The sequence below is a fragment of the Nocardioides sp. genome (assembly GCF_036503465.1).
Taxonomy (GTDB): Bacteria; Actinomycetota; Actinomycetes; order Propionibacteriales; family Nocardioidaceae; genus Nocardioides.
The window spans coordinates 28,655-50,035 of record NZ_DASXWU010000038.1; the positions used below are offsets into that span (position 1 = coordinate 28,655).

At 67.7% G+C, this 21,381-nt stretch carries 18 protein-coding genes, 2 tRNA genes and 1 pseudogene; 10 read left to right on the top strand and 11 right to left on the bottom strand.

Going from position 1 to position 21,381, the window contains the following annotated elements; all coding sequences use genetic code 11:
* The first annotated feature begins 69 nt into the window (after positions 1-69).
* From dnaG to VGK78_RS06565, 3 genes are all read left to right on the top strand, one after another.
* Positions 70-1,947 carry a DNA primase gene (dnaG, locus tag VGK78_RS06555; RefSeq protein ID WP_331526734.1) on the top strand — a complete coding sequence of 626 codons (1,878 nt, stop codon included), beginning with the start codon at positions 70-72 and terminating at the stop codon, positions 1,945-1,947.
* A complete protein-coding gene (locus tag VGK78_RS06560) occupies positions 1,944-2,447 on the top strand; it encodes a hypothetical protein (protein ID WP_331526735.1) in 504 nt (167 codons plus the stop codon). Before dnaG ends, VGK78_RS06560 begins: the two co-directional genes overlap by 4 nt.
* A gap of 75 nt (positions 2,448-2,522) precedes the next feature.
* Positions 2,523-2,595: transfer RNA gene (locus VGK78_RS06565), tRNA-Asn, on the top strand.
* Between the two features lie 197 nt (positions 2,596-2,792).
* Here VGK78_RS06565 and VGK78_RS06570 read toward each other — a convergent pair.
* The gene (locus tag VGK78_RS06570) at positions 2,793-3,935 is read right to left on the bottom strand and encodes a tyrosine-type recombinase/integrase (protein WP_331526736.1); all 1,143 of its coding nucleotides are present in this window, start codon (positions 3,933-3,935) and stop codon (positions 2,793-2,795) included.
* Positions 3,936-4,657: 722 nt separating this feature from the next.
* Between VGK78_RS06570 and VGK78_RS20330 the strand changes: the two genes are divergently transcribed.
* From VGK78_RS20330 to VGK78_RS06580, 3 genes are all read left to right on the top strand, one after another.
* A complete protein-coding gene (locus VGK78_RS20330) occupies positions 4,658-5,206 on the top strand; it encodes a MauE/DoxX family redox-associated membrane protein (RefSeq protein WP_414690640.1) in 549 nt (182 codons plus the stop codon).
* Positions 5,203-5,793 carry a hypothetical protein gene (locus VGK78_RS06575; protein ID WP_331526737.1) on the top strand — a complete coding sequence of 197 codons (591 nt, stop codon included), beginning with the start codon at positions 5,203-5,205 and terminating at the stop codon, positions 5,791-5,793. Before VGK78_RS20330 ends, VGK78_RS06575 begins: the two co-directional genes overlap by 4 nt.
* Before the next feature lie 1,484 nt (positions 5,794-7,277).
* Positions 7,278-7,463, top strand: a complete 186-nt coding sequence (locus VGK78_RS06580) for a hypothetical protein (RefSeq protein ID WP_331526738.1) — start codon at positions 7,278-7,280, stop codon at positions 7,461-7,463.
* An 855-nt stretch (positions 7,464-8,318) separates the two neighbouring features.
* Here the strand turns inward: VGK78_RS06580 and VGK78_RS06585 are convergent.
* Positions 8,319-8,903: pseudogene (locus VGK78_RS06585) on the bottom strand (transposase); the annotation flags it as partial.
* Positions 8,904-9,232: 329 nt separating this feature from the next.
* Here VGK78_RS06585 and mobF point away from each other — a divergent pair.
* Positions 9,233-12,013: a MobF family relaxase gene (mobF, locus tag VGK78_RS06590; RefSeq protein ID WP_331526739.1), complete on the top strand. Its 2,781-nt coding sequence runs from the start codon at positions 9,233-9,235 to the stop codon at positions 12,011-12,013.
* Between the two features lie 20 nt (positions 12,014-12,033).
* Here mobF and VGK78_RS06595 read toward each other — a convergent pair whose 3' ends face one another.
* A complete protein-coding gene (locus VGK78_RS06595) occupies positions 12,034-12,678 on the bottom strand; it encodes a helix-turn-helix domain-containing protein (protein ID WP_331526740.1) in 645 nt (214 codons plus the stop codon).
* Between the two features lie 225 nt (positions 12,679-12,903).
* On the opposite strand from VGK78_RS06595, the gene VGK78_RS06600 reads away from it, so the two are divergent.
* On the top strand, positions 12,904-13,131 hold the full coding sequence (locus VGK78_RS06600; protein ID WP_331526741.1) for a helix-turn-helix domain-containing protein: 228 nt from the start codon (positions 12,904-12,906) through the stop codon (positions 13,129-13,131).
* 313 nt (positions 13,132-13,444) lie between these two features.
* On the opposite strand, the gene VGK78_RS06605 is transcribed toward VGK78_RS06600, so the two are convergent.
* On the bottom strand, positions 13,445-14,761 hold the full coding sequence (locus tag VGK78_RS06605; protein WP_331526742.1) for a DUF1343 domain-containing protein: 1,317 nt from the start codon (positions 14,759-14,761) through the stop codon (positions 13,445-13,447).
* A gap of 27 nt (positions 14,762-14,788) precedes the next feature.
* Positions 14,789-16,561 carry a serine hydrolase gene (locus tag VGK78_RS06610; protein WP_331526744.1) on the bottom strand — a complete coding sequence of 591 codons (1,773 nt, stop codon included), beginning with the start codon at positions 16,559-16,561 and terminating at the stop codon, positions 14,789-14,791.
* A 121-nt stretch (positions 16,562-16,682) separates the two neighbouring features.
* On the opposite strand from VGK78_RS06610, the gene VGK78_RS06615 reads away from it, so the two are divergent.
* Positions 16,683-17,435 carry a TrkA C-terminal domain-containing protein gene (locus VGK78_RS06615; protein WP_331526746.1) on the top strand — a complete coding sequence of 251 codons (753 nt, stop codon included), beginning with the start codon at positions 16,683-16,685 and terminating at the stop codon, positions 17,433-17,435.
* Between the two features lie 160 nt (positions 17,436-17,595).
* On the opposite strand, the gene VGK78_RS06620 is transcribed toward VGK78_RS06615, so the two are convergent.
* From VGK78_RS06620 to VGK78_RS06635, 4 genes are all read right to left on the bottom strand, one after another.
* Positions 17,596-18,192, bottom strand: coding sequence for a dihydrofolate reductase family protein (locus VGK78_RS06620; RefSeq protein ID WP_331526747.1), 597 nt, complete (start codon positions 18,190-18,192; stop codon positions 17,596-17,598).
* Positions 18,192-18,935 carry a PIG-L deacetylase family protein gene (locus VGK78_RS06625; protein ID WP_331526748.1) on the bottom strand — a complete coding sequence of 248 codons (744 nt, stop codon included), beginning with the start codon at positions 18,933-18,935 and terminating at the stop codon, positions 18,192-18,194. Before VGK78_RS06625 ends, VGK78_RS06620 begins: the two co-directional genes overlap by 1 nt.
* A 72-nt stretch (positions 18,936-19,007) precedes the next feature.
* Entirely contained in the window at positions 19,008-19,190 is a 183-nt protein-coding gene (locus VGK78_RS06630) for a hypothetical protein (RefSeq protein ID WP_331526749.1), read from the bottom strand.
* 38 nt (positions 19,191-19,228) lie between these two features.
* Positions 19,229-20,287 (bottom strand): phosphatase PAP2 family protein, encoded by a 1,059-nt coding sequence (locus VGK78_RS06635; RefSeq protein ID WP_331526750.1) that lies wholly within the window; start codon positions 20,285-20,287, stop codon positions 19,229-19,231.
* A 72-nt stretch (positions 20,288-20,359) separates the two neighbouring features.
* Here VGK78_RS06635 and VGK78_RS06640 point away from each other — a divergent pair.
* Positions 20,360-20,433 (top strand) — tRNA-Ile (locus VGK78_RS06640).
* A 75-nt stretch (positions 20,434-20,508) separates the two neighbouring features.
* Here the strand turns inward: VGK78_RS06640 and VGK78_RS06645 are convergent.
* On the bottom strand, positions 20,509-20,790 hold the full coding sequence (locus tag VGK78_RS06645; protein WP_331526751.1) for a hypothetical protein: 282 nt from the start codon (positions 20,788-20,790) through the stop codon (positions 20,509-20,511).
* Positions 20,787-21,381: site-specific integrase (locus tag VGK78_RS06650; protein ID WP_331526752.1), on the bottom strand; the 595-nt coding region annotated here is incomplete at its 5' end. The genes VGK78_RS06645 and VGK78_RS06650, both read right to left, overlap by 4 nt.

The window sequence follows — 21,381 nt, forward strand, 5'->3', positions numbered from 1 at the left end:
CAGAGCCGTACCCCACAGGTCGGGTGGTATCCGCCCCGGGCGTGTCGGCCTCCGCCGTAGACTCCCGCCGTGGCCGGACGGATTCGCGACGAGGACATCGCGGAGGTGCGTGAGAAGGCCAGGATCGACGAGGTCGTGGCCGACTACGTCACGCTCCGCCCGGCCGGCGGCGGCTCGCTCAAGGGCCTGTGCCCGTTCCACGACGAGAAGTCCCCGTCGTTCAACGTCAACCCGCAACGCCAGTTCTTCCACTGCTTCGGCTGCCAGGAAGGCGGAGACGTCTTCAACTTCCTGATGAAGATCGACGGGCTCGGCTTCGCCGAGGCGGTGGAGCGGCTCGCGGACCGGTACGGCGTGACCCTGCGGCGCGAGGAGGGTGGCGACGCCCGAGCCGACCGTCCGCGTGGCCCTCAGCGCTCGCGTCTGGTCGAGGCGAACAAGGTCGCCCAGGCGTTCTACGCCGACGCTCTCGGCTCGCCGGATGCACTGACGGCACGCCAGTTCCTGAGAGAGCGCGGCTTCGACCAGGCGGTCGCCGAGCAGTTCGGCATCGGCTTCGCGCCCCGCGACGGGGAGGCGCTGCTGCGTCATCTGCGGCAGAGGCGGTTCAGCGACGAGGAGTCTGTCGCGGCCGGGCTGGTGGCGATCGGCCGCTCGGCGTACGACCGCTTCCGAGGCCGCCTGCTCTGGCCGATCCGCGACTCGAGCGGCGACACCATCGGCTTCGGCGCCCGGCGCATCTTCGACGACGACCGGATCGAGGCGAAGTACCTCAACACCCCCGAGACGTCCCTCTACAAGAAGAGCCAGGTGCTCTACGGCATCGACCTGGCCCGCCGCGAGATGGCGCGGACGTCCAAGGCGGTCGTCGTGGAGGGCTACACCGACGTGATGGCCTGCCACCTGTCCGGGGTCGGCACTGCGGTCGCGACCTGCGGTACGGCGTTCGGCGACGACCACGCGCGGGTCCTTCGGCGGTTCCTCAACGACCACGCGGAGTTCCCGGGCGAGGTGATCTTCACCTTCGACGGCGACGCGGCCGGTCAGAAGGCCGCGCTCCGTGCCTTCGGGGGCGACCAGAACTTCGTCAGCCAGACCTACGTCGCCATCGAGCCGAGCGGCCTCGACCCGTGCGACCTGCGGCTGCAGAAGGGCGACGCAGCGGTCCGGGAGCTGATCGCCCGCCGGCAGCCGCTGTACCGCTTCGTGCTGGCCAACGTCGTGAAGAAGTACGACCTCGACCGGGCCGAGGGCCGGGTCGGCGCGGTCCGCGAGGCCGCAGCGCTCGTGCACAGCAGCCGCGACACCGCTGTGGTGGCCAGCTCCTTCGCACGCGAGATCGCGTCGCTGACCGGCATGGATCCGGCCGACGTCCAGGTCGAGGTGAAGAAGGCTGCCGGCCGCCAGGCCGGTGCAGGCCGTGGTCCCGCCGCTCCCCACGAAGCGCCGCGTCCCCCGGTGCCCCAGCTGCCCGACCTGCGCGACCGGCGCTTCGTCCTCGAGCGCGAGACGCTCAAGCTGGTCGTCCAGGAGCCCGGGGCGGTGGCCCGCACCGCCCCCGACCTCGGCGCCAACGACTTCACCCACCCGACCTACCGCGCGGTCTGGGAGCTGGTCGAACAGAGCGGCGGGCCGGGCGCGGCCACCACCGACTGGGCGGGCCGGCTGCGCGAGCACGCGGGCGATCCGGCGGTGGCCTCGGCCCTCTCGGCGCTCGCCGTCGAGCCGGTGCCGTCCAAGCGCGGCGCCGACGACGCGTTCGTCGCGAACACCGTCTACCGGCTCCAGGAGCTCACCGCACAGCGGCGGATCGCCGAGGTGAAGTCACGGCTGCAGCGCACCAACCCGGTGGAGCAGACCACCGAGTACAACCGGATGTTCGGCGAGCTCACCGCGCTCGAGCAGCACCGCCGTCAGTTGCGTGACCTGGCCCTGGGAGCGTCGTGAGGTCGATCCGGCGCACCCGTCCGCCGGTCGAGGTGGAGGCGGGGGAGCGGCTGCTGGCGTGGGCGCCCTTGGAGGACGGTGGCTGGGTCGCCGGCACCCGGGACGCGCTCTACTTCCCGGGCGGCCGGGTGCCCTGGGAGCAGGTGGAGGCGGCCGACTGGGACCGTGACGAGGCCCGGCTCCGGGTCAGCGAGGTCGGCACCTGGGGTGAGCAGCGACCCCGCCACGTCTTCCACATCCCCGACTCCGCCGCCCGCGACACCGACCGGCTGCTGCAGCTGGTGCGGGAGCGGGTCACCGCGAGCGTGCTGGTCTCGCGGCACGTCCCGGTGACCGGTCGCCGCGGCGTGCGCGTCGTCGCCCGTCGGGCCCCTTCCGGACGCTCCGAGGTGCAGTGGGTCTACGAGTACGACGAGGGCGTCGACCCCGACGACCCCTTCGTCCGGGCCGCCGCTGAGACCGCTCTCGCCGCCGCCCGGTCCGACGTGGGGATGCTCTGAGAAGTCGCCGACCACTCGCCGTACGGCGATTCGCAGCGCCCGGATCGACCTTGCTAACCTGTGCGGGCTCCACGATCCCCTGTAGCTCAACTGGCAGAGCATTCGGCTGTTAACCGAAGGGTTGTTGGTTCGAGTCCAACCGGGGGAGCAAATGGAGGCTTCTGACCTGGGCAAACGCTCTCTGAGTCCGGTGTGTGATCTGAAGAAGCCGCCAAGAGTGTCCACAAACCGTCCACAAACCTGAACGCGCAAGCGGGCATGGTTGCTCAGCCCGTCCTTGGGGTCGACCGAGCCCACGAGTCCCCTCCCCTCGTGAGGCGGAACAGGTACGGGCGGCGCGTTATGTCAGGGCCGGAACTTCTCGAGGTACAGGGTCAGGTCAGGCGCCACCGAAGCCTTGTGAACATAGAAGTCCCGGGTGATGTCGCTGTCGTCGTGACCGAGCTGCGCCTGCGCCGCCTCGATGCCGACCTCGCGGTCGATGAGGGTGGCCACGGACTTGCGAAAAGTGTGGAAGGTGACCCAGTCGTACGCGGTACCGTCCACCACCTGATTCCACATCCGTTCCCAGTTCGAGATCTGTCGCCAGGTCCCTCTGCGGGTCGGAAACACCGCGCCATGTGGGTTGGCACCGTTCTCGACTTGACGACGGAGCAAGATCTCGACCGCGAACGGCGGCACATACAAGGTTCGATAGCCGGCACTGGACTTCGTCCACGGCTGCCGGAAGGTACCGACTCCCGTCTCGGTGATGATGGTCCCGGAGACGGTCAGTGTTGGGTTCCCGGCACCCAGGTCGATCTCGGGGTAGATCAGGGCACCAGTCTCTCCGATACGACAGCCGGTGCCGAGAATGAGATCAACCGCGTCCCTGAGGTCGGTCGTCGGCCGCGGGCCGGGACGAGGCTTCCGGATGGACGCCTCGATGAGCGCGCGCACTTCCTGGATCTGGGCCAGGTCGAGGTACTCGATCTCCCGTCGCGGCCGCGAGATGCGCGCGACCTCTCGCACCGGGTTCGATGCCATGACGTCGTGACGGACGGCGACGGCGAACATTCCATGGAGAACCTTGCGGAGCATGGTGGGGCTATAGCCAAGTGCCGCCCGATCCTGTATGACGCGATCCAAGACGCTTGTCCGGCAGTCGCGCAAGCGACGCTCACCGATCACCGGCACGATCTGGTTTCTTATCGTGCTGGTGTATGCCTTGATCGAATTCGAACTGATCTGCTGCACCCGCTTCTCCCGCAGCCAGAAGGTGCCGAGTTCAGCCACGGTGGTCAACGGCGTCAAATCGCCCTCGCTGGCCTCGGCTCCGTTGAGCTCCTGGAGTTTACGGACGAGCGCGATCCGGGCAGCCTGAGCGCTGTGCCCACGGGCGCGGATCCTTGCGACACGTCCGCTGAAGTGGACGTAGCGCGCCGCGGCCTCATGGTTGGCCGAACCGGTCTTGCTCACCTTGATCTTGCCCCACGCGCCCGGCGGCATCGGCGGACGAGGCATCAGACCGTTGCCTCCGGTGTCGGTCGGACTGACGCACCGCGTGCCTGGTGACTGTCGAGCATGGTGGTACTCCGAGTGTGGGGTGCGAGGGGATGGCGTCGACGCGCCGTGCCAGTCTATGCGCGTTCCGGCAGCACTGATCGGCGCCCAGCCGGTTTCGAAGGCGTGACCGCCAACTCGTTGACGATTGAGTATGGTGCGCCACGGACACTTGGCGTAGTACTGCTCGCGACTCGCAGAGCGACTCGCCGACCAGACGGAAGGGACGATGCCCGCGTCCCCCCAAACCCCGAGCGGCAAGCAGCGATCCGCCAACGGGGGGCCACGGACGTGCGTCATCGACGAGTAGGCACTGGCGCGCCATTTGGGTGAGCGACCTCGCCGCCGCGCCCGGCAACAACCGCACAACTGAAGGGGTCGGGCGCAACTCCCGCCGCCTGAGCGAACCCAGATAGGGGCCTGGCGACCACGTCCAGCCCCGAGCCGACCCGGCCAGAACGCAACGCAGCGGAGTCGTCCAAAGCGACGGAGGGCGGCTCACCCGCCGACGGCACGTAGCGGCGCACCTGCGAGATCGAAGGCGGCTCATGCAACTTCGCACTCAGCACGAGAGCGGATTCTGTTGACGTCTAAGCCCGCCTCGTGGTACTGAGTCCTCCTGCGCACATGCAGGAAGGGCCGGACACCGCGGATCGGGGAGGTGGGGGATGGCACCTGCCACCATCTGCATATTGAATTCGTGCGCGGCATCGCTCCTTCTCGTGGCAGGTACCAATAAACTGGTCGCGCCCAACCCGCTTGCCGCGGCTCTTGAAGAGTTAGCAGGATCGTCGTCGGTTAAGCCGAACAACACGCTTGTCAGGTGCATTGCGCTGGCCGAATGCGCGGCCGCGTTCGGCCTCTCAATAGATCGTGGCAGACTGATAGCGGCACCCCTTGTAGGTTGCCTTGGGCTGGGTATGGCCCTGCTCGGGCTCGTCGGCATCGCGCGCCGTACCACATTACCTTGTGGCTGCCTAGGGACGCACCATGGGCCCACCCTTGGAGCACAAGCCATGATCTGCGGAGTTGGAATTCTCCTCGTATGGCCGTTCAACGTCCTATATGGGACAACAGCGGGAGCATTCAATTACACACCCACGTCGTCAGTGCTCACAGCTCTCATCGTTCTCCTCGCAACCATATGGATACATCGACTGGGAGTGATGGCGGTGTGGCCTTGGCGCAAGATTCCTACAGGAATGGAGACACCATGACGGTTTCAAGTGCCCTAGTGGCTTTGGTGTTGCTGGCCCTAGCTGCGGCGGTATCGCTCTTGTTTGCCATGGTGGCTGAACTCAACGCCCGGATTCCGCTTGGCGGTGACCGAACTGCAGCGTCCCTACCCAGCAGGCTGGAAGAGGCAAAGCTCGGCGCGTCGCCGACTGATTGGCCGTCCATGCTGTCGCCCGTGGCTCAAAATGAAGGTGATGCGACATTGCTGGTTCTAAGCCCATCCTGCTCGGCATGTGAATCAGTCGGATCACAATTGTCGTCGAAATTGGAAGACGGGGCGCTGCCCCCGAACTGGGCGGTGGTGGTTCCTTGCAGTAACGAAACGGTCGGGCGTGACTTCATTGCACGGCATGGTCTGGACCGCTTAAGCGCTTATGTGGATCTTGGAGGCGAGTGGATTGGGAGCTCATTTGGCATCCAGACGAGTCCGTCCGCACTCCGACTCCGCGACGGGACCCTGGAAAGCGCTGTCGTCTTCAATACTATATCCACGCTCGAGACTTTGCGATCGGGAATGAGGGAGGATCACCTTGACGAAATACAGCAAGAACGAGAGAGCCGCGTCTGACGGCCTTAGGCGGCGCAGTTTCCTCCATCGTGTGGGGGCTGGAGGCCTCGTCGTCACCGCCGCTGTGTTCGGCAAGACGCCGGCCGCATTCGGCACAACCACGTCAACATGTGGCTGTTGCAATCTCATATACTGCCCACCCAATACAACTCTGTCGTCGTGTCAATCCGTTTCGCACTATCTATGGGTGTGCGTCAATGGCGTCGTTCGATGCTCGTGTTGCGAGAAGAAGAATAACCAAGGACAGTACTACGCATCGGCATACCAGTGCGAACCGGCCTGACGCTGTAGGCCCAACTGAGTTATCAGAGCAAGAACTGACGGAGTGTTAGATGACAACCTGGTTGCTGGTGGCAGCCGCAGGGGCATTGTTGCAGGCGTTCAGCCCTTGAGGAATGTCTATGGCAGGGGTCGCCTGTCCAATGATGCGGAGCAGCCGTGCTGAGGGCACGAGATTTCTAGTGGGCCTGGGCGCGGGGACGCTTCTGGGCGGAGTCATGCTCGCAGCGGTTGCATATTCCATTAGCTTGGTAGCTCAGTCTGCCATGTCACACATTGTCAGGATTTATCTTCTAGCAATCTTGTGCGTGGCGTTAGGGCTGGCCGACTTGACTAACAACACTCCACACACATGGCGCCAAGTTCCGCAAGCTCTAATACGCCATCTACCACCAGGGAGGGTGGGGCTCGTCTGGGGAATAGATATCGGGCTCGTCGCGACGACGCAGAAGGTGACCTCCTTGTTATGGGCGGCCCTCGCTGCATTCGTCCTTCTCTATCAGCAAGGGATACTAGCGTTTGGTCTAACGGTTGGATTCTTTTTCTCGCTTTCTGTCGCGAGCCGCACTTGGCTTCCCCAGGGCGAGAAGTTCAAGCTCCTCGAGCGATGGAGGAACAAATGGCTCACTTGGGTAAGGGTGACGTCGGGACTGGTATTGTTGATGGGTCCCCTCGTTGTGAGGTAGGTGTTGCTGGACAGACCCCCTTGCTTGAATTGGTGCCGGGTGGCGGTGAGGTCGTGATCACACGTTTCGAGTGCCGCACTTGGAGGTCCTTGCTGACTGTGTTGCTGCTGCATCTGCGCGTCAAACCGCAAGTTAAGAAGGTCGCCCCGGGCTTTCGCGGCTCGAGCGTTCTGGTGAATTGGCGGGACAAGACAGTGCTCAGCGTCTCACTATGGGAGAGTGCCAAGAGCATCTACAGCATGGGCCAGGTTTCGCGCCACATACTAGCCACCCGCGTACCAGGACATACTGGGGTGGCCACAACGAGTGGCGTCTATAGTTATGTAGGGGACTGGCGTCGGGTGCTATTCAGGAGTCGGCTTGAGAGCCCGCCGCCTCTCTCGCCAATCAAGGACCTTGGCGTTAAACAGTCAGCAAGGCGGACACGTACGGAGGAGATGAGAAATGACGATTCCGACTGACAGGGGTTGGGTTGCTCTAACGCAGAGTGGGAATACAACCTCGGTAGTAGATGTGTGCGTGGCAATCATCGATGGCGAACCCCAAGGCATCTTTGCGTCGCACGTTGATCCCGGGGCCGTATCCATTGACGCGGGTGTTGAGTTGGTGCCCGCGGCGTACGGTGCGTACACACAGAACATGGTCGAGGTCTACGTCGATCCCGCTGGCGTCGTTCATGTGGCAAATCCAACGGCGGTGCAGTAGCGGTTTCAGAGTCGAGGGAACATAGGCAGGACCGCCCTCACCCTATCTATGAAGGTCGCGCGGGTCTTCGGTGCGGAAGTCCGAGCTGGGCCCTAGGTCGGCGGCGCCGGTCCGCCGCGGAGAAGCGCTCACGCCGTGGCGGAGGCCTAGGGGCATTCGCTTGGAGTGATTCACGACTGATGGAGGTTTGCTGATGCCGCACACGCCAGCTGCGTGCCGCGCGCGAGTTCATGCATGCGGCAGGGTGATCGTCAGCTTGGTCGCAAGTGCAAGCCTCGTGTCCTGTTCATCCGGCGCGGAGACGTCACACTCGTCGCGCGTTGACCAACAGCCTGGCTCGGGGCCCAGGTTCAGCTGCGTGGGCAGCGCGCCAAGCCGTGTACTTCCGAAGTGGGTGGCGCGGGCCGGCTTTAGCGGTCCTGATCCCCGGGCTCCGTATATTCTCGGAGCCAAGCACCGAATCGCCGCTGTCTTGTTTGGTCAGCCATTCACTGTGCCGCCGAGGGAAGGGCACAATAACAAGATTCTTTGGGTAGCCCGTCGGCCGCCAGAGGGCGTGACGACCTTGAAGATTCATGCCAGTCTGGCGGGCGGTGGACTGGTTGTTTCCCGCGATGTGCCAGGCGGACCGGGCCCATCTGTCGTGGATCTGCCCAAGGCCGGGTGCTGGCATTTCACGTTGGAATGGGGTCACCAACGTGACAACATCAATCTGAAGTATCGAGCAGCCGGGGCTGGCTAATAGATTGATGACCCTCCGTCAAGCTCTTGAGTGAAAGGGGACCCGTGTGGCGTCCAGGTCACCCATGGGCCGACCTGGATGTCAATTCGGGTCGGCGCCGCCCTCGCCGCGGTGCCGTCGGCGTTGACGCCGGTGGCGACCAGGCAGTGCACCCCAACCCAGCCGTTTGCCCTCGCGGACCTTGAGCACCAGGGCGTCGGCGGCGACAAAGGTGAACGGGCGGGCGTCCTCCAGCCGGCGGATGCGGAACTCTTCGATCTGCTGGTCTGGGTCCTTGGCCATCTGCGAGACCTGCGACTTGCTGAGCGTGATGATGCCTAGGTGCTGGACCAGCTTGTCCATCCGCTGGGTGCTCACACCGAGCAGGTAGCAGGTCGCCACCATCGAGGTCAGGGCCCGCTCGGCACGCTGCCTGCGCTCCAGCAGCTACTCCGGGAAGTGGGGAGCCCTGCCGCAGCTTGGGCACGGCCAGCTCCGGGGTACTGGCCCGGGTGTCGAACTCCCGACCCCGATAGCCGTTGCGGCTGTTGACCCGGTCCTCGGACAAGGTGACCCAGGCGGCCACGCACACCGCGTCGGCCTCGGCCACATCAGCGTTTTGATGAAGGTGCTCAACAGCTCGTGCAACAGATTCGGGCTCGCCTGGGCCAGCTGCCCTCGAGCAGACGGGCAGCGTCGATTCTGGGCGTGACGGTTATCGTGGTGTCCTTCTTCGAGAAGGTTGTGAGAAATCACTCGAAGGATCACCGATGGCCCCGTCGCTCAGTTACGCAGTGACACACTCACCGGATCCGTACACCTCTTTGCTGGACGCCAATTCTGGCCCGCTGAGCTTGCCTCTCAGATCCACGCCCCTCCACCCATTACCAACCGTCAACGGTTCCTCAACTCCTGCCCCAACCGGCCCCCATCTCCCTCCTCAATCTGCGGCACGCATGCTACGAAGTTCGGTAAGGAAAGGGGCCGCTGACCTGCGGGTTTGTGGTTGTTGACGGTTATCGAGGGTCGCGAGGAGAGTGTTCTCGGGATGCATGGCGGGCTGAAGATCTACCGCGGCAACCCGGCCGCGGCGCGGGCCTATGTGGAGGCAGACCGGGCGCGTGCCGACGACTACTACCTGGCCGAGGGCACCGGGATGGCGGCACGGCTGGTCGCGATGCCAGACGGGGTCGTCGAGATGCCGGCGATGGACGGCCCGACCTATGAGCGGTGGGTTGCCGGCCGCATCCTCGAGACCGGTCGTCCGAAGGGTCGGCTGCGGACCGATGACCAGGCGGTCCGGTTCGTGGAGGTGACGGTGAACGGGCCGAAGACCTGGTCGCTGGCCGCAGCCGTGGATCCGGAGATCGCGGCGGCGTATGACGCCGCCCAGGACCGAGCCACCCACCAGATCGTGGCTTGGCTGGCTTCGCACGCCACGACCCGGGTGGGGCCGCGGGGCCGGCAGGTGCAGGTGCCGGTGGAGGAGCTCGAGGCAGCCGTGGTGCGGCATTACACATCCCGGGCAGGGGACCCGCACCGACACCTCCACCTGCAGGTCAACGCCCGCGTGTGGGCGGCCGGTCGGTGGCGGGGTCTGCACACGGTCGGGGTGCGGGACAGTCTGGAGGCGATCAACGGGATCGGGCACGCCGCCGTCATGTGCGACCCCAGGTTCCGGGCGGTGTTGGCCGCCCACGGCTACACCCTCGACCCGGAGTCCGGTGAGATTCTTGAGTTGGCCGGGTTCGTGGGGGCGTTCAGTGCCCGGGCCCGACAGATCGAGACCCAGATCGACTCCTACGAGGCCGCCTGGCGGGCGGAACATCCCGGCCAGGAGCCGGGCTCGAAGCTGCGGCAGGTGTGGGACCGGCGGGCCTGGGCCACAGCGCGTCCGGACAAGGTGGTCCCGAGGGACGGCGCCGAGCTGACGGCACGGTGGGTCGAGGAGCTGCGCGAGTTCGGATTCCGGGAGCCCGACCGACCAGAGAGCCCCGCGCGGGTGGTGGCTGTGGGGCCGGGGTCATTGGACCGCGATGGCATGGTTGAGACCGCGCTGACGCGGCTGGGTGCCCGACGGTCGGCGTGGAACCCGGCCGATGCCCGCGGCGAGGTGGAGAAGCTGATCGCGGCCGCCGGGATCGTGACCGACCCGGGGGTTCGGGGTGAGTTGGCCGAGGACCTGACCGCGCGGGTGGTCGCCGCCTCCCGACGGTTGCTGCGTCGCGGGGATGTGCCCGAGCAAGTCCGTGCGTTGACCTCGACCCGGGTACTCGCGGTCGAGCACGAACTGGTCCAGGGGATCACGGCTCGCGCCGAGGGTGAGGCGTTCCCGGCCCACGTGCGGGAGCTCCGCGGCCGGGCTGAGGTACTGAAGGGTCTGGATGTCGACCAGCTTGCTGCGGTGGCGCACCTGACCGGCACCGGTCGGATCACGATCGTGGAGGGTGCGGCCGGGGCGGGGAAGACGGCGATGTTGGCCGCTGCCCGCGCCGTCTCGTTGGATCAGGGGCACCGGATGGTCGTGGTCACACCCACACGCAAGGCGGCCATGGTCGCCGAAGCCCAGATCGGGGCCGCGTCGTATCCGGTGGCGTGGCTGCTGTACCAGCACGGGTTCCGCTGGGACCACGACGGCCACTGGGAACGCGTCCCCAGCCAGCCCGACCTGGCCGCACGGCTGCGGGCCGACGACCTCCTGGTTGTCGACGAGGCGGGCATGCTCGACCAGGACACCGCCCGCGCCCTGCTGATCCTGGCCGACGAGACCGGATCCCGCGTCGGGCTGGTCGGGGACCGGCACCAGCTGCCCGCGGTCGGCCGCGGCGGAGTGCTCGACCTCGCCGCCCGCTACGCCGCCGACCGGACCCTGACCCTGGACGAGGTGCGACGCTTCGCCGACCCCGCCTACGCCGACCTGTCGCTGCGGATGCGCCACGCCACCCAACCCGGCGAGGTGTTCGACGAACTGGTCCGACGCGGGCAAGTCGTGGTCCATGCCAGCGAGGTCGAACGTCAGCAGGCCCTGGCGGTCCGGGCGAGTCTCGGGGAGCTGGTGGTCGCCGATACCCGCGAACAAGTCGGGCGGATCAACGGCCTGGCCCACCAGGTCCGAGTCCTCACCGGAGAGGTGAACCCCGGGGGCAACAGGGATGCCGGTGAGGGTGTGGTGACCTCGGCGGGGGAGCGGATCGGGGTCGCGGACCGGGTCGCCACCCGCCGCAACGACCCCGACACCGATGTCGCCAACCGGGAGACCTGGACGGTCACCGACACGGATCAAGGTTGCCTGACCGTGGTGGGGGAGGCGGGGCGACGCACCCTGCCCGCGGAGTATGTGCGGGAGCATGTCGAGCTGGCCTACGCAACCACCGCCTACGGCGCCCAAGGCGCCACCGTGCCCTCGGCCCACGTATCGGTCGGCGACCATACCGGCGCTTCGTCGGCCTACGTCGGGATGACCCGCGGCCACGACCGCAACACCGCCCACCTGGTCGCACCCACCCTGGAAGAGGCGCGGCGGCAGTGGGTCGAGGTGTTCGGTCGCGACCGCGCGGACCTGGGAGCCGCCCATGCGGCGCGGCTCGCCGCCGAGGCGGTCGACCGGTACGGGCCCAACGCCCCGGGAGCCCCTGCAGCCTCCCCGGCCCGACCAGCTCGGCCGGCTCGGCCGGCGCCCTATGTGCCCGCGCGTCGGGGGAGACCGGTGTCGCCGGCCGAGCTCGAGCGGTGGGAGCAGGCGCGGCGGCGCCGGAACCAGCAACAGTTGACGCCGGACCCGCCGTCGCCGACGCGGTCACCTGCCGGCGGCCCCGGCATCGGGTTCTGATGAGCCAGTCCCTGTCACCATCACGGTGCGGGTGGTGGGCGTGGGTCGAAGCGGGTGCGGCGTTGTCGACGCGGTTGTGGGGGAGGTGGCTTGGGCAGGAACTCCATCCAGGTGATCCGGGCCAGGTCGGCGGTCTCGGGGTCTTCGTCGCTGCCGTGCCAGGAGAAGACGTTGCTGGAGTGGATTCGGGTCGCATGCTGGATCGCGGGCTGCCAGGCGTTGCGGACGGGGTCGGGCAGGTTGAGGTCGTCCCACAGGTCGACCAGGAAGCCGCCGTCGAGCCAGCGGATCATCATCTGGGGCAGGCCGCGGCGGATCAGGATCTCATAGGCGCGGCGCCGGTCGGCAGGATCTTTAAGGTTCCATTCGTCCTGTTCGGTGTGGCCCAGCAGGTCGGGGACCCGGAGGGTGGCGAAGCAGTCCGGCGTCGGGACCCGCCACAGCCGGTTCGGCGCCCAGAACGCCACGATCCCGGTCGGATGGTGCTCGGTGAAGGTCACCCTGGCTCGGAGAGTGAGCTCACAGCCCAGCACCGCGAACAGGCGGGCCGCGACCTTCACCGACGGGGTCTTCAAGCCGCGTTCGTAGGCCGAGACCGTGGCCTGCGAGGTCCCGGCCCGGCGGGCCAGCTCGGCCTGGGTCATGCCGACGACCCGCCGCGCCACCTCCAGGAGGTAGAAGTCGCCGTCGTCGATGGTGAGGATCCGCCCACCCTACCCACTCTGATACCCGATCGAGCGTATTTGACCGGTTCGTTGGGAAGCCCTGCGCACCTACCCGGTGAGGCATCCGTTCCCGCCGGCCCTCCAGGGACTGTCGGCGACGGGTGTCCACTCCACCCTCGGACCGCGCTTGATGGGGGTGGACCAGCCACAACCACGGAGGAAACCATGAGTGCCATCGCCCACCAGATCCCGTTCCCCGAGCGCGACGCAGAAGAGCTGCTGACCCTGTCCGAGGCTGCCGACATCCTCAGAGTTCCGATCAACACCCTGCGCTGGTGGCGCCAGACCGGCAAAGGCCCCGAGTTCTTCAAGATCGGCCGCCACCTCGTCACCACCGTCGGCGACCTCCGCCGCTACATCCGCGAACAACGACGCAGCAACTCCGAGTCCTGACCCTGACGACGGTTCCCTCGGGAGAGCCCACGGTCCAGCCCAGGCGGGGACGCGGGCTGGGCGGTAGATGCAGCTGGGACCCGGGGCCGCGGGCCCCAGCCTGACGACTCGAAGGTGTCCAAGAACAGGCCGAAAACTCACGCAGACGTTCGTCAGCGATCGTGGACGTCAGACAGTGGAAATGAGCATTTGCCCAGGTCAGACCCCCATTATCGGCGTCAGTCATCCAGATCCGTCTATGGCTTGTCGCACACGAGGCGGCAACGAAGGGTTGTTGGTTCGAGTCCAACCGGGGGAGCCACCCAACCGGGATCTAGGCCGGATAGAGCAGGTACCGCTCCCGCACCGCACGGAACGCAGCCAGCTCGTCCTGCCAGCCGGCGACCACCTCGTCGGGGTCTGCGCCTCCGTCGATCGCCCGCCGGACCTGGTCGGAGCCGGTGAGCCGGTCGATCCAGAACGGCGCGGTGGTCTCCCGCCAGGCGAAGTCGCCGGGGTAGAGGTCGCGGGCGGTGACGATCATGGTGATCGCGGTCCGGATCGCGTCGAGCTCGTCCCGGTCGCCGACGTGCAGCTGGACGCCCCCGCACGTCTGGCCGACGTACTTGGACGTCGTCGGCGCGAAGTAGGCCTCGCGGAAGGCGACGCCGGACAGCCCGCGCTCGTCGAGCGCCTCGGCCCAGTGATAGTCGACGTACGGCGCCCCGATGAGCTCGAACGGCCGCGTCGTGCCCCGGCCCTCGGAGAGGTTCGTGGCCTCGAACAGGCAGGTACCCGGGTAGACGACCGCGGTCTCGATGCGAGGCATGTTGGGGGACGGCATCACCCATGGCTGTCCGGTCTCCTCGCCGTACATGGAACGCTGCCAGCGCTTGACCGGCGACACGGCGAGGTCGACCGCGCCGTTCGCGTCGGAGTCCTCGGGCAGGAACTCGCCGTTGAACAGGCCGGCCAGCTCGCCCACGGTCATGCCGTGCTGCTGGGAGATGGGCTTGCGGCCGACGAAGCTGGCGTACTCGGGGTGCATCACCGGCCCGTACGCCGCTGTCGCGCTGATCGGGTTCGGCCGGTCGAGCACCACGAACCGGACACCGGCCAGCGACGCGGCGACCATGCAGTCGTACATCGTCCAGATGTAGGTGTAGAACCGGGCGCCGACGTCCTGGATGTCGAACATCACTGTCTCGACGTCTGCCGCGCGGAAGAAGTCGGCGATCTGCGCCGGGGTCTTGCCGTAGGTGTCGTAGACCGGAACGCCGGCCCGCGGGTCGACGTAGGTTCCCTCGGAGCCGCCGGCCTGCGCGCTGCCGCGGAAGCCGTGCTCGGGCCCGAAGGCCGCCACCAGGTCGACCCGGTGGTCGGCGGCCATGACGTCGACCTCGTGCCGCAGGTCCCTGACGATGCCGGTGGGGTTGGAGATCAGTCCCACCCGCTGACCGGACACCAGCTGATAGCCGTCGAGGGCGAGATTGTCGAAACCGGTGAGCACCCCGCCGGCGCCCCGAGGACCGGTCGCTGCCGTGGCCTGACCGTCTGCGAGGGCCGGTGGGGCAGCCGAGGCGAGGGCACCCGCCCCGGCGGCGGTGAGAGCGGTGCGCAGCAGGCTGCGGCGCTGGATCGGGCGGACCATGCGAGTACCTCCGAGTAGGTGTGGTTGTCAGTCGCGGGTCTCGATGAATCCTCGGCGGACGAGCTTCGCAGCATCCTGTCCCGTTCGGTCGTCGTAGATCAGCGTCGGCCCGGCGGTGATCCGGATGGCGTCCACGTAGACCCCGCGGCCGTGGTAGAGCGAGTCGGTGGTGTAGCGCCAGCGCAGCTGTACCGGGCCGGTCAACCCGTCGAGACCGGCGGTCGCCTGTAGCCACTGCCGGCCTTGATAGCCGCTCACTCTGCCCGGTGTGCTCACGTCGAGGCGGTCGCCCCGGATCCTGAAGGGCACCGGCTGCCAGGTCGTGCCGCCGTCGCTGGAGGCCTCGAGGTAGAAGAAGTCGTATCCCGGCTCGGTGTCGTACCAGAGCTCGAACGCCAGACTGGCGGCGGCGGGAAGCGTGATGGGCAGGACCAGGCTGTTGGTGGTCCGGTCGGCCATTCCGCCGTACCACTCGCGGCTGTCGGTCGCCGGCTGCACTGCGGTCGCGCGGGCCAGGTCGTAGGCCACCTGGCGGCGCTCCGGGTTCGTCGTGCCCCAGTGCCGGCTGGGATGGACCGCGTTGGTCAGCAGCACCACGAAGGACTGCGTCGTGGGGTCGACTGCGATGGACGTCCCGGTGAAACCGGTGTGACCGCCGGAGTACGGCGTCGCCAGCGCGCCCTCCTCCCAGTGCTGGTAGAGCTCCCATCCCAGGCCGTGCTCGTCGCCGGGGAACGCCTGGTTGTAGTTCGTGAGCATCGAGATCACCGAGGCTCGGGACAGGATCCGCGCGCTGCCGTACCGGCCGCCGTTCAGGAAGACCTGGCAGAAGACGGCCATGTCGCGTGCGGTGGAGAAGAGGCCGGCGTGGCCGGCGACCCCGCCCAACGCCCAGGCGTTCTCGTCGTGCACCTCACCCCAGACCAGGCCGCGGTCCGGCACCTGTTGGTACTCCTCGGCGGCGATCCGTGGCTTCAGCGAGGCGGGCGGGTTGTACATCGTGTCGTGCATGCCGAGCGGCGACGTGATCCGGTCGCGGACCAGCATGTCCAGGGTCTGGCCGGTGATCGCCTCCGCCACGAACTGCAGGGTGATCATGCTGAGGTCGGAGTAGATGTACCGCGTGCCCGCCGGGGCCTGGGGGACCGTGGTCATCACCGCGTCGACCCGCTCGGCCATGGTCGGGTACGTCCACAGCGCCGGGCTCGGGTCGGGCGGTAGCCCGGAGGTGTGCGTGAGCAGCTGCAGGATCGTGATGTCGCCCTTGCCGTTGTTGTCGAACGCGGGCAGGTACCTCACGACCTTGTCATCCAGGGCCAGCCGGCCCTCTTGGATCAGCTGCACGGCGACCGTCGAGGTGAACAGCTTCGACAGGGAGGCCAGGTCGTAGATCGTGTCCAGCGTGGTCGGAATCCACTGGTCATGGGGCAGCTCGTCGCCCTGCTCGTCGGCGTAGCGCAGGTTGTATCCGGCCGCGGCGTACTCGGCGACCACGCCGTTCCGCCCGGCGATCACCACCTCGCCCGGGTAGACGGGGTGCCCGTTCACTCCGGTGCCGGGCTGCAACCCGGCCGCCGCGTCGGCCGGGATCCGGTCGGCGTACTCCGGAACGAGCCCGGCCTGCAGGGGGCTCCCGAAGTGCAGAACCGGGCCGCCGTCAGGGATCAGCTCCGGCAGCGTCCGACCGCCGGACGTCGTGACGGTGACCTGCCCGGCTGCGAACGCCGGCCCGGCAAGCGACGGAACTGCCGCTGTCGCCGTGACGGCGGCCGATGCGGCCAGGAACCTACGTCGATCCATCATCAGCACCCTCCCGAGATCGTGCTTGGCGCAGACGGCAAAACTTCCACCGAACCCGGAGCGGGTCAAGCAAGGGGGCCCGTGGCGGCAAGTCGTGGGGGGTGCTGGGTACGTCGTTCTCGTGGTCGCCATCGCTTCGCTGCTGCTGATCGTCGCCCTGTCGTTGATCGTGACGCGCGTGGCGACCGTCGCCCTGGTGGCCACCGGCACGGCCCACCACGTCGCCCGGTTCCAGGCCCGGTCGGCTCTGACCGGTTCGGGGTTCACGACGAGCGAGTCAGAACAAGTCGTCCGTCACCCGGTGCGGCGGCGCGTGATCGGCGTCCTGATGCTGCTCGGCAACGTGGGCATCGTGGGCGCGGCCAGCTCCGCGATCCTCGGCTTCCAGGGCCGCGCATCCGGGGCGGCGGGATGGCGGATCGCCGAGCTCGGCGTGGGCCTGATCGTGTTGGTGCTCCTCTCGCGGAGCCGCTGGGTGGATCGCAAGCTCACCGACTGGACCGGTCGAGTCCTGCACCGGCACACCGACCTGCAGGTCCGCGACCTCGGCGGCCTCTTGGAGCTCTCAGGTGACTACACCGTCCAGGAGCTCGCGGTCGAGCCCGGGGACTGGGTGGCCGACCGGTCGCTGGCGGATCTCGGCCTCCGTGACGAGGGCATCGTGGTCCTGGGCGTGACCCGGGCCGACGGTCGCTACCTGGGTGCGCCCACCGGTGACACCGTGATCCGCGCCGACGACAACCTGATCGTGTACGGCCGCGGTCGTCAGCTGCGCGAGCTGGACAGCCGGAGGCGAGGTGCAGCGGGCGCGGACGCTCGCTGCGCGGCGGTCCGGGAGCAGGAGCAGATCGAGCAGGACGAGGACCGCATCTAGGGCACGTCTCCCAATTCGGAAGCGCCTGCTACGCGGGCTTTCGCATCCGATCTGGCGGCGTTGTCGGGGCTCGACGGGCAACCAGCCCGCCTTCGCGCCTCCGCCTTGCCAGATCGGCGCGAAATCCCGCTCGCGACGGCGCCGAATTGAGAGACGCACCCTAGCCGCGCGTACGCCGCAGCGTCACGTGGGTGACCAGCGAAGTCGAACGCGACGACGCGACCTCGAACGAGAGCCCGCCGAGATCGCGGAACAGGGCCTCGCCCGATCCGAGCACGATCGGCGCCACGTGGAGCCTCAGCTCGTCGATGTGGCCGGCGCGGAGGTACTGGTTGATCGTCGACGCACCCCCGGCGATGGAGATGTGTCCGTCGCCGGCCGCATCGGTCGCCAGCCGCAGCGCCTCCTCCGGCCCACCGGTGACGAAGTGGAACGTGGTCCCGCCCTGCATCTCGACCGGATCGCGCTCGTAGTGGGTGAGCACGTAGACCGGCGCGTGGTACGGCGGGTCGTCGCCCCACCAGCCCTTCCAGGTGAGGTCCCACTCGCCGCGGTCGGGGCCGAACATGTTCCGGCCCATGATGTAGGCCCCCGCGGAGCAGATCGCCTCGATCTCGGCGGCGTTCTCCTCCGTCTGCTCCCAGTGCCACCGGTGCAGCCCCTCGCCGCCGATGCCGAGCGGGTGTTCGAGATCCTGTCCGGGCCCGGCGATGAACCCGTCGAGCGACACGGCCGGGTCGGAGGTGAGGAAGGGCATCAGTCCTCCCAGCCCATCGGGAAGACCTCGAACGCCGTCGCGAACGCCACCCCCATCCGCTGCCCGGTCTGCCGGCCGAAGCCCTCGAGGAACTCCCGCGGATCCCAGTTCTCCCAACCGAGGCCCTCGATGTACGCCGCGTGGGCGGCCAGCGAGGCGACCCCCTTGTCGAAGGTGTCGGTGGTGTCGACGCCGTGCTGCGCCTCCCACGACCCGCCGACCCAGACCGCCTTGACCCCGCCCCACGGCTCGAGGCCGTCGACCAGCTGGTCGTTGAAGACCCACCGGTTGCCCGCGTCGCGCACCGCGTCGAGCACCGCGCGTCCGGTGGCGATGTGGTCGGCCTGGTTGAGCATCCGGCCGCCGAAGGTCGGGTGGAAGTTGCCGGTGATCACGATCTCGGGCCGGTGCTTGCGCACGACCGCACAGATCTCGCGCCGCAACGGCACGCCGTACTCGAGCACTCCGTCGGGCTGGTGCAGGAACTCCACCTGAGAGACGCCGACGATCCGCGCCGACTCGATCTCCTCGGCCTCACGGACGGTGCGCGTCTTCTCGGGCTCCATCGAGTCGATGCCGGCCTCGCCGGAGGTCACCATGCAGTACACGACCTCCTTGCCCTGGCCGGTCCAGCGGGCGACCGCGGCCGCGGAGCCGAACTCCATGTCGTCCGGGTGCGCCACGACGGCGAGCGCGCGCGTCCAATCCTCGGGCAGCGGTTCGAGCGGTGGTGGCTTGTCCATGACACCCGAGCATGCCGTGTCATGGGCCGGCTCGACAGTCCCCGAGCGCCCAAGCCCACCGAGCGGGTCGGGTCAGCAGTTCGCCTTCGGGTGGATCCCGGCGTAGCTGAGGGGACCCGCGATGATCGTCAGCAGGCCGCTGCCGACGAACGTGCAGTCACGGTTCGCCCCGGAGTCGAAGAACCCGCGGTCGTTCGCCGCGCTGGCACCGAAGATGAACCAGATGATGACGAGGATGAATAGGAAGTTCTTCACCGGACCCCTCCGTCGCGGCCTGTGACGCTGGCCGGATTCTAGGACGTGAGGGATGGGTCTCGTGGGATTCGCCACGAACCGAGGACGGTCAGCTTTCCGAGCTGCACCGCGAGCCAGGCGAGCACCAGTCCGGCGATGTCGTCGACCGCGAAGTGCCAGCCGAGGTAGACCGTGGCCACCAAGGTGCCGGCCAGGAACACGGAGGCGACCCACGAGAGCCGGCGGAGGCCGTAGTAGCGCGCCATCAGCACCACCAGGAAGGTGAGCCCACAGTGCAGGCTGGCGAACGCCGAGATCTGCGCGAACGCGTCGTGCGCCTGCGGGTGTGCGAGCAGGTGCTCCCGCTGGGCGACGTACGCCGTCTGTGTCTTCTGGATCGACGTCCGGGTGAGACCGGCGAACTCGTCGGGGGCGATGTGGAACGGCCCCAGGGAGGGGATCAGGTAGTACGAGCCCACGCCGAGGATCCACGCCCACATCGCGGAGACGACGAAGACGAACGCTGATCGCACGGTCGGTGTGAACGCCATCGCGGCGACCAGAGCGAGCGTGACGAGCGTGGAGAACGCCTCGTACCAGTCGGTGAGGAACCGCGCCGCGAAGTCCTGTCCGAGGAGGTCGTGCAGCAGCACGGCCGGGGAGTGGCCGAAGAAGAGCCACGTGTCCCAGCGCTGCAGCAGGTCGTCCTGTGGCGTGAGGAAGACGTCCCAGCTCTTGAGGTTGCGGTAGCACAGGTAGACGACCTGGTAGGCCACCAGCGAGAGGGCGATCATGCCGATCCGGTACGACGTCCACCGGGTGCGCGCCGCCTGCCACAGCGAGATCCCGGCCCGGCGACCGCGAAGCCAGCGCACCAGGATGTCGATGAGCACGAAGACCAGGAGGGCCATGGCCGTGCTCAGGATCTTGTGCTGGAACAGCTTCCCGTGCGGGTCGTGGAACGGTACGTCGACCTGACGCGATCGGGCGATCGCGATGGCCCCGAACACGACGACGACCGCGAGCACCCGCAGCATCCAGACCCACTCGCGGCTCGGTGGCGAGGCGTCCGATCCCTCGGTCCGCGTCTGCGTCGTGCCACTCGATGCCGTGTCCATCGCAGGACATTCAACCCGGTGACGCGTCACCGCGCCGAACCGAGGGCGACCTCGACGTGCACAATGTGCGGCGGGGCGGTAGCTCAGTCGGTCAGAGCAAGGGACTCATAATCCCTGGGTCGTGGGTTCGAGCCCCACCCGCCCTACAGAATCGCCGCAGGTCAGACCCGGTGGCCCAAGATGCGACCACGAGGCCGCTGCCCGGACTTGCTACGAATCTGCTAACGGTCATCGTCGTCACCCTCCTGGAGGTCCACCTCGAAGCGGGCGAGCGTGTCGTTCTCTCGGTACCGCTTGGCTGCCTCGTCAACGGTGCGGCCCTCCCGCGCAGCCAGCATCTTGAGCAACGACGCCGCGTGGCTGGTGAGGCTCATCAACACGACCTGCGGTGGGGCGATCCGCATCAGCTGCGTCATCCGCTCGATCGCTGTTGCGGAGTCGGCGATCTTTCCCCCGGCCAGGTCCTCGACCGCCTTGAGGGTCACTGCATCCACATCGCTCATGCGCCCCACACCGCCCTCGAGAAGACGTCAACCGCGGACGTGTCGTCGTCGGGGATCACGTCGGCGTACACGTTCAGCGTCACCGACGGGTCCTTGTGCCCGAGCCGCTTGGCCACAATGTGCACCGGCACGCCGGCCCGCAGCAAGATCGTCGCGTGGCTGTGTCGCAACTCGTGAACCGTCAACCGCGGCAGCGGCGCCAGCTCGACGGCCGCCAGCCGCTCGCCGATCGTCCGCTGCACCTTGACCCAAACCTTGGTGACGAAGTCCGGCAGCACCGGTGCGCCGTCCGGCCACGTGAACACCAGGCCCTCCTCGTCGAGGTAGGCCGGCCCGATCGCGAGCCGCTCAGCCGCCTGCGTCGTACGCCAGCCGCGAAGCATGGCGACGGTCTGCTCGTCGACGCCGATCTTGCGTCGTTCGTGGTTCTTCGGGGTCGTGGTGACCCGCCGACGGTCCACCTGCGTCGAGGACCGCTCGACCGAGACGATGCCCGCCTCGAGGTCGACGTCGCACCACCGCAGCCCCATCAGCTCGCCGCGACGCATCCCGGTCGCAGTGGCCAGATGCCACAGCGGCGCCCACCGGTCC

Excerpts from the sequence above, each read along its gene's own strand:
- VGK78_RS06570 (WP_331526736.1), bottom strand. The coding sequence starts at position 3,935 with ATGCCGCCGGGCGCGTGGGGCAAGATCAAGGTGAGCAAGACCGGTTCG.
- VGK78_RS06605 (WP_331526742.1), bottom strand. The coding sequence starts at position 14,761 with ATGGTCCGCCCGATCCAGCGCCGCAGCCTGCTGCGCACCGCTCTCACC.
- VGK78_RS06575 (WP_331526737.1), top strand. The coding sequence starts at position 5,203 with ATGACGGTTTCAAGTGCCCTAGTGGCTTTGGTGTTGCTGGCCCTAGCT.
- VGK78_RS06610 (WP_331526744.1), bottom strand. The coding sequence starts at position 16,561 with ATGGATCGACGTAGGTTCCTGGCCGCATCGGCCGCCGTCACGGCGACA.
- VGK78_RS06635 (WP_331526750.1), bottom strand. The coding sequence starts at position 20,287 with ATGGACACGGCATCGAGTGGCACGACGCAGACGCGGACCGAGGGATCG.
- VGK78_RS06625 (WP_331526748.1), bottom strand. The coding sequence starts at position 18,935 with ATGGACAAGCCACCACCGCTCGAACCGCTGCCCGAGGATTGGACGCGC.
- mobF (WP_331526739.1), top strand. The coding sequence starts at position 9,233 with ATGCATGGCGGGCTGAAGATCTACCGCGGCAACCCGGCCGCGGCGCGG.
- VGK78_RS06620 (WP_331526747.1), bottom strand. The coding sequence starts at position 18,192 with ATGCCCTTCCTCACCTCCGACCCGGCCGTGTCGCTCGACGGGTTCATC.
- VGK78_RS20330 (WP_414690640.1), top strand. The coding sequence starts at position 4,658 with ATGGCACCTGCCACCATCTGCATATTGAATTCGTGCGCGGCATCGCTC.
- VGK78_RS06600 (WP_331526741.1), top strand. The coding sequence starts at position 12,904 with ATGAGTGCCATCGCCCACCAGATCCCGTTCCCCGAGCGCGACGCAGAA.
- VGK78_RS06645 (WP_331526751.1), bottom strand. The coding sequence starts at position 20,790 with ATGAGCGATGTGGATGCAGTGACCCTCAAGGCGGTCGAGGACCTGGCC.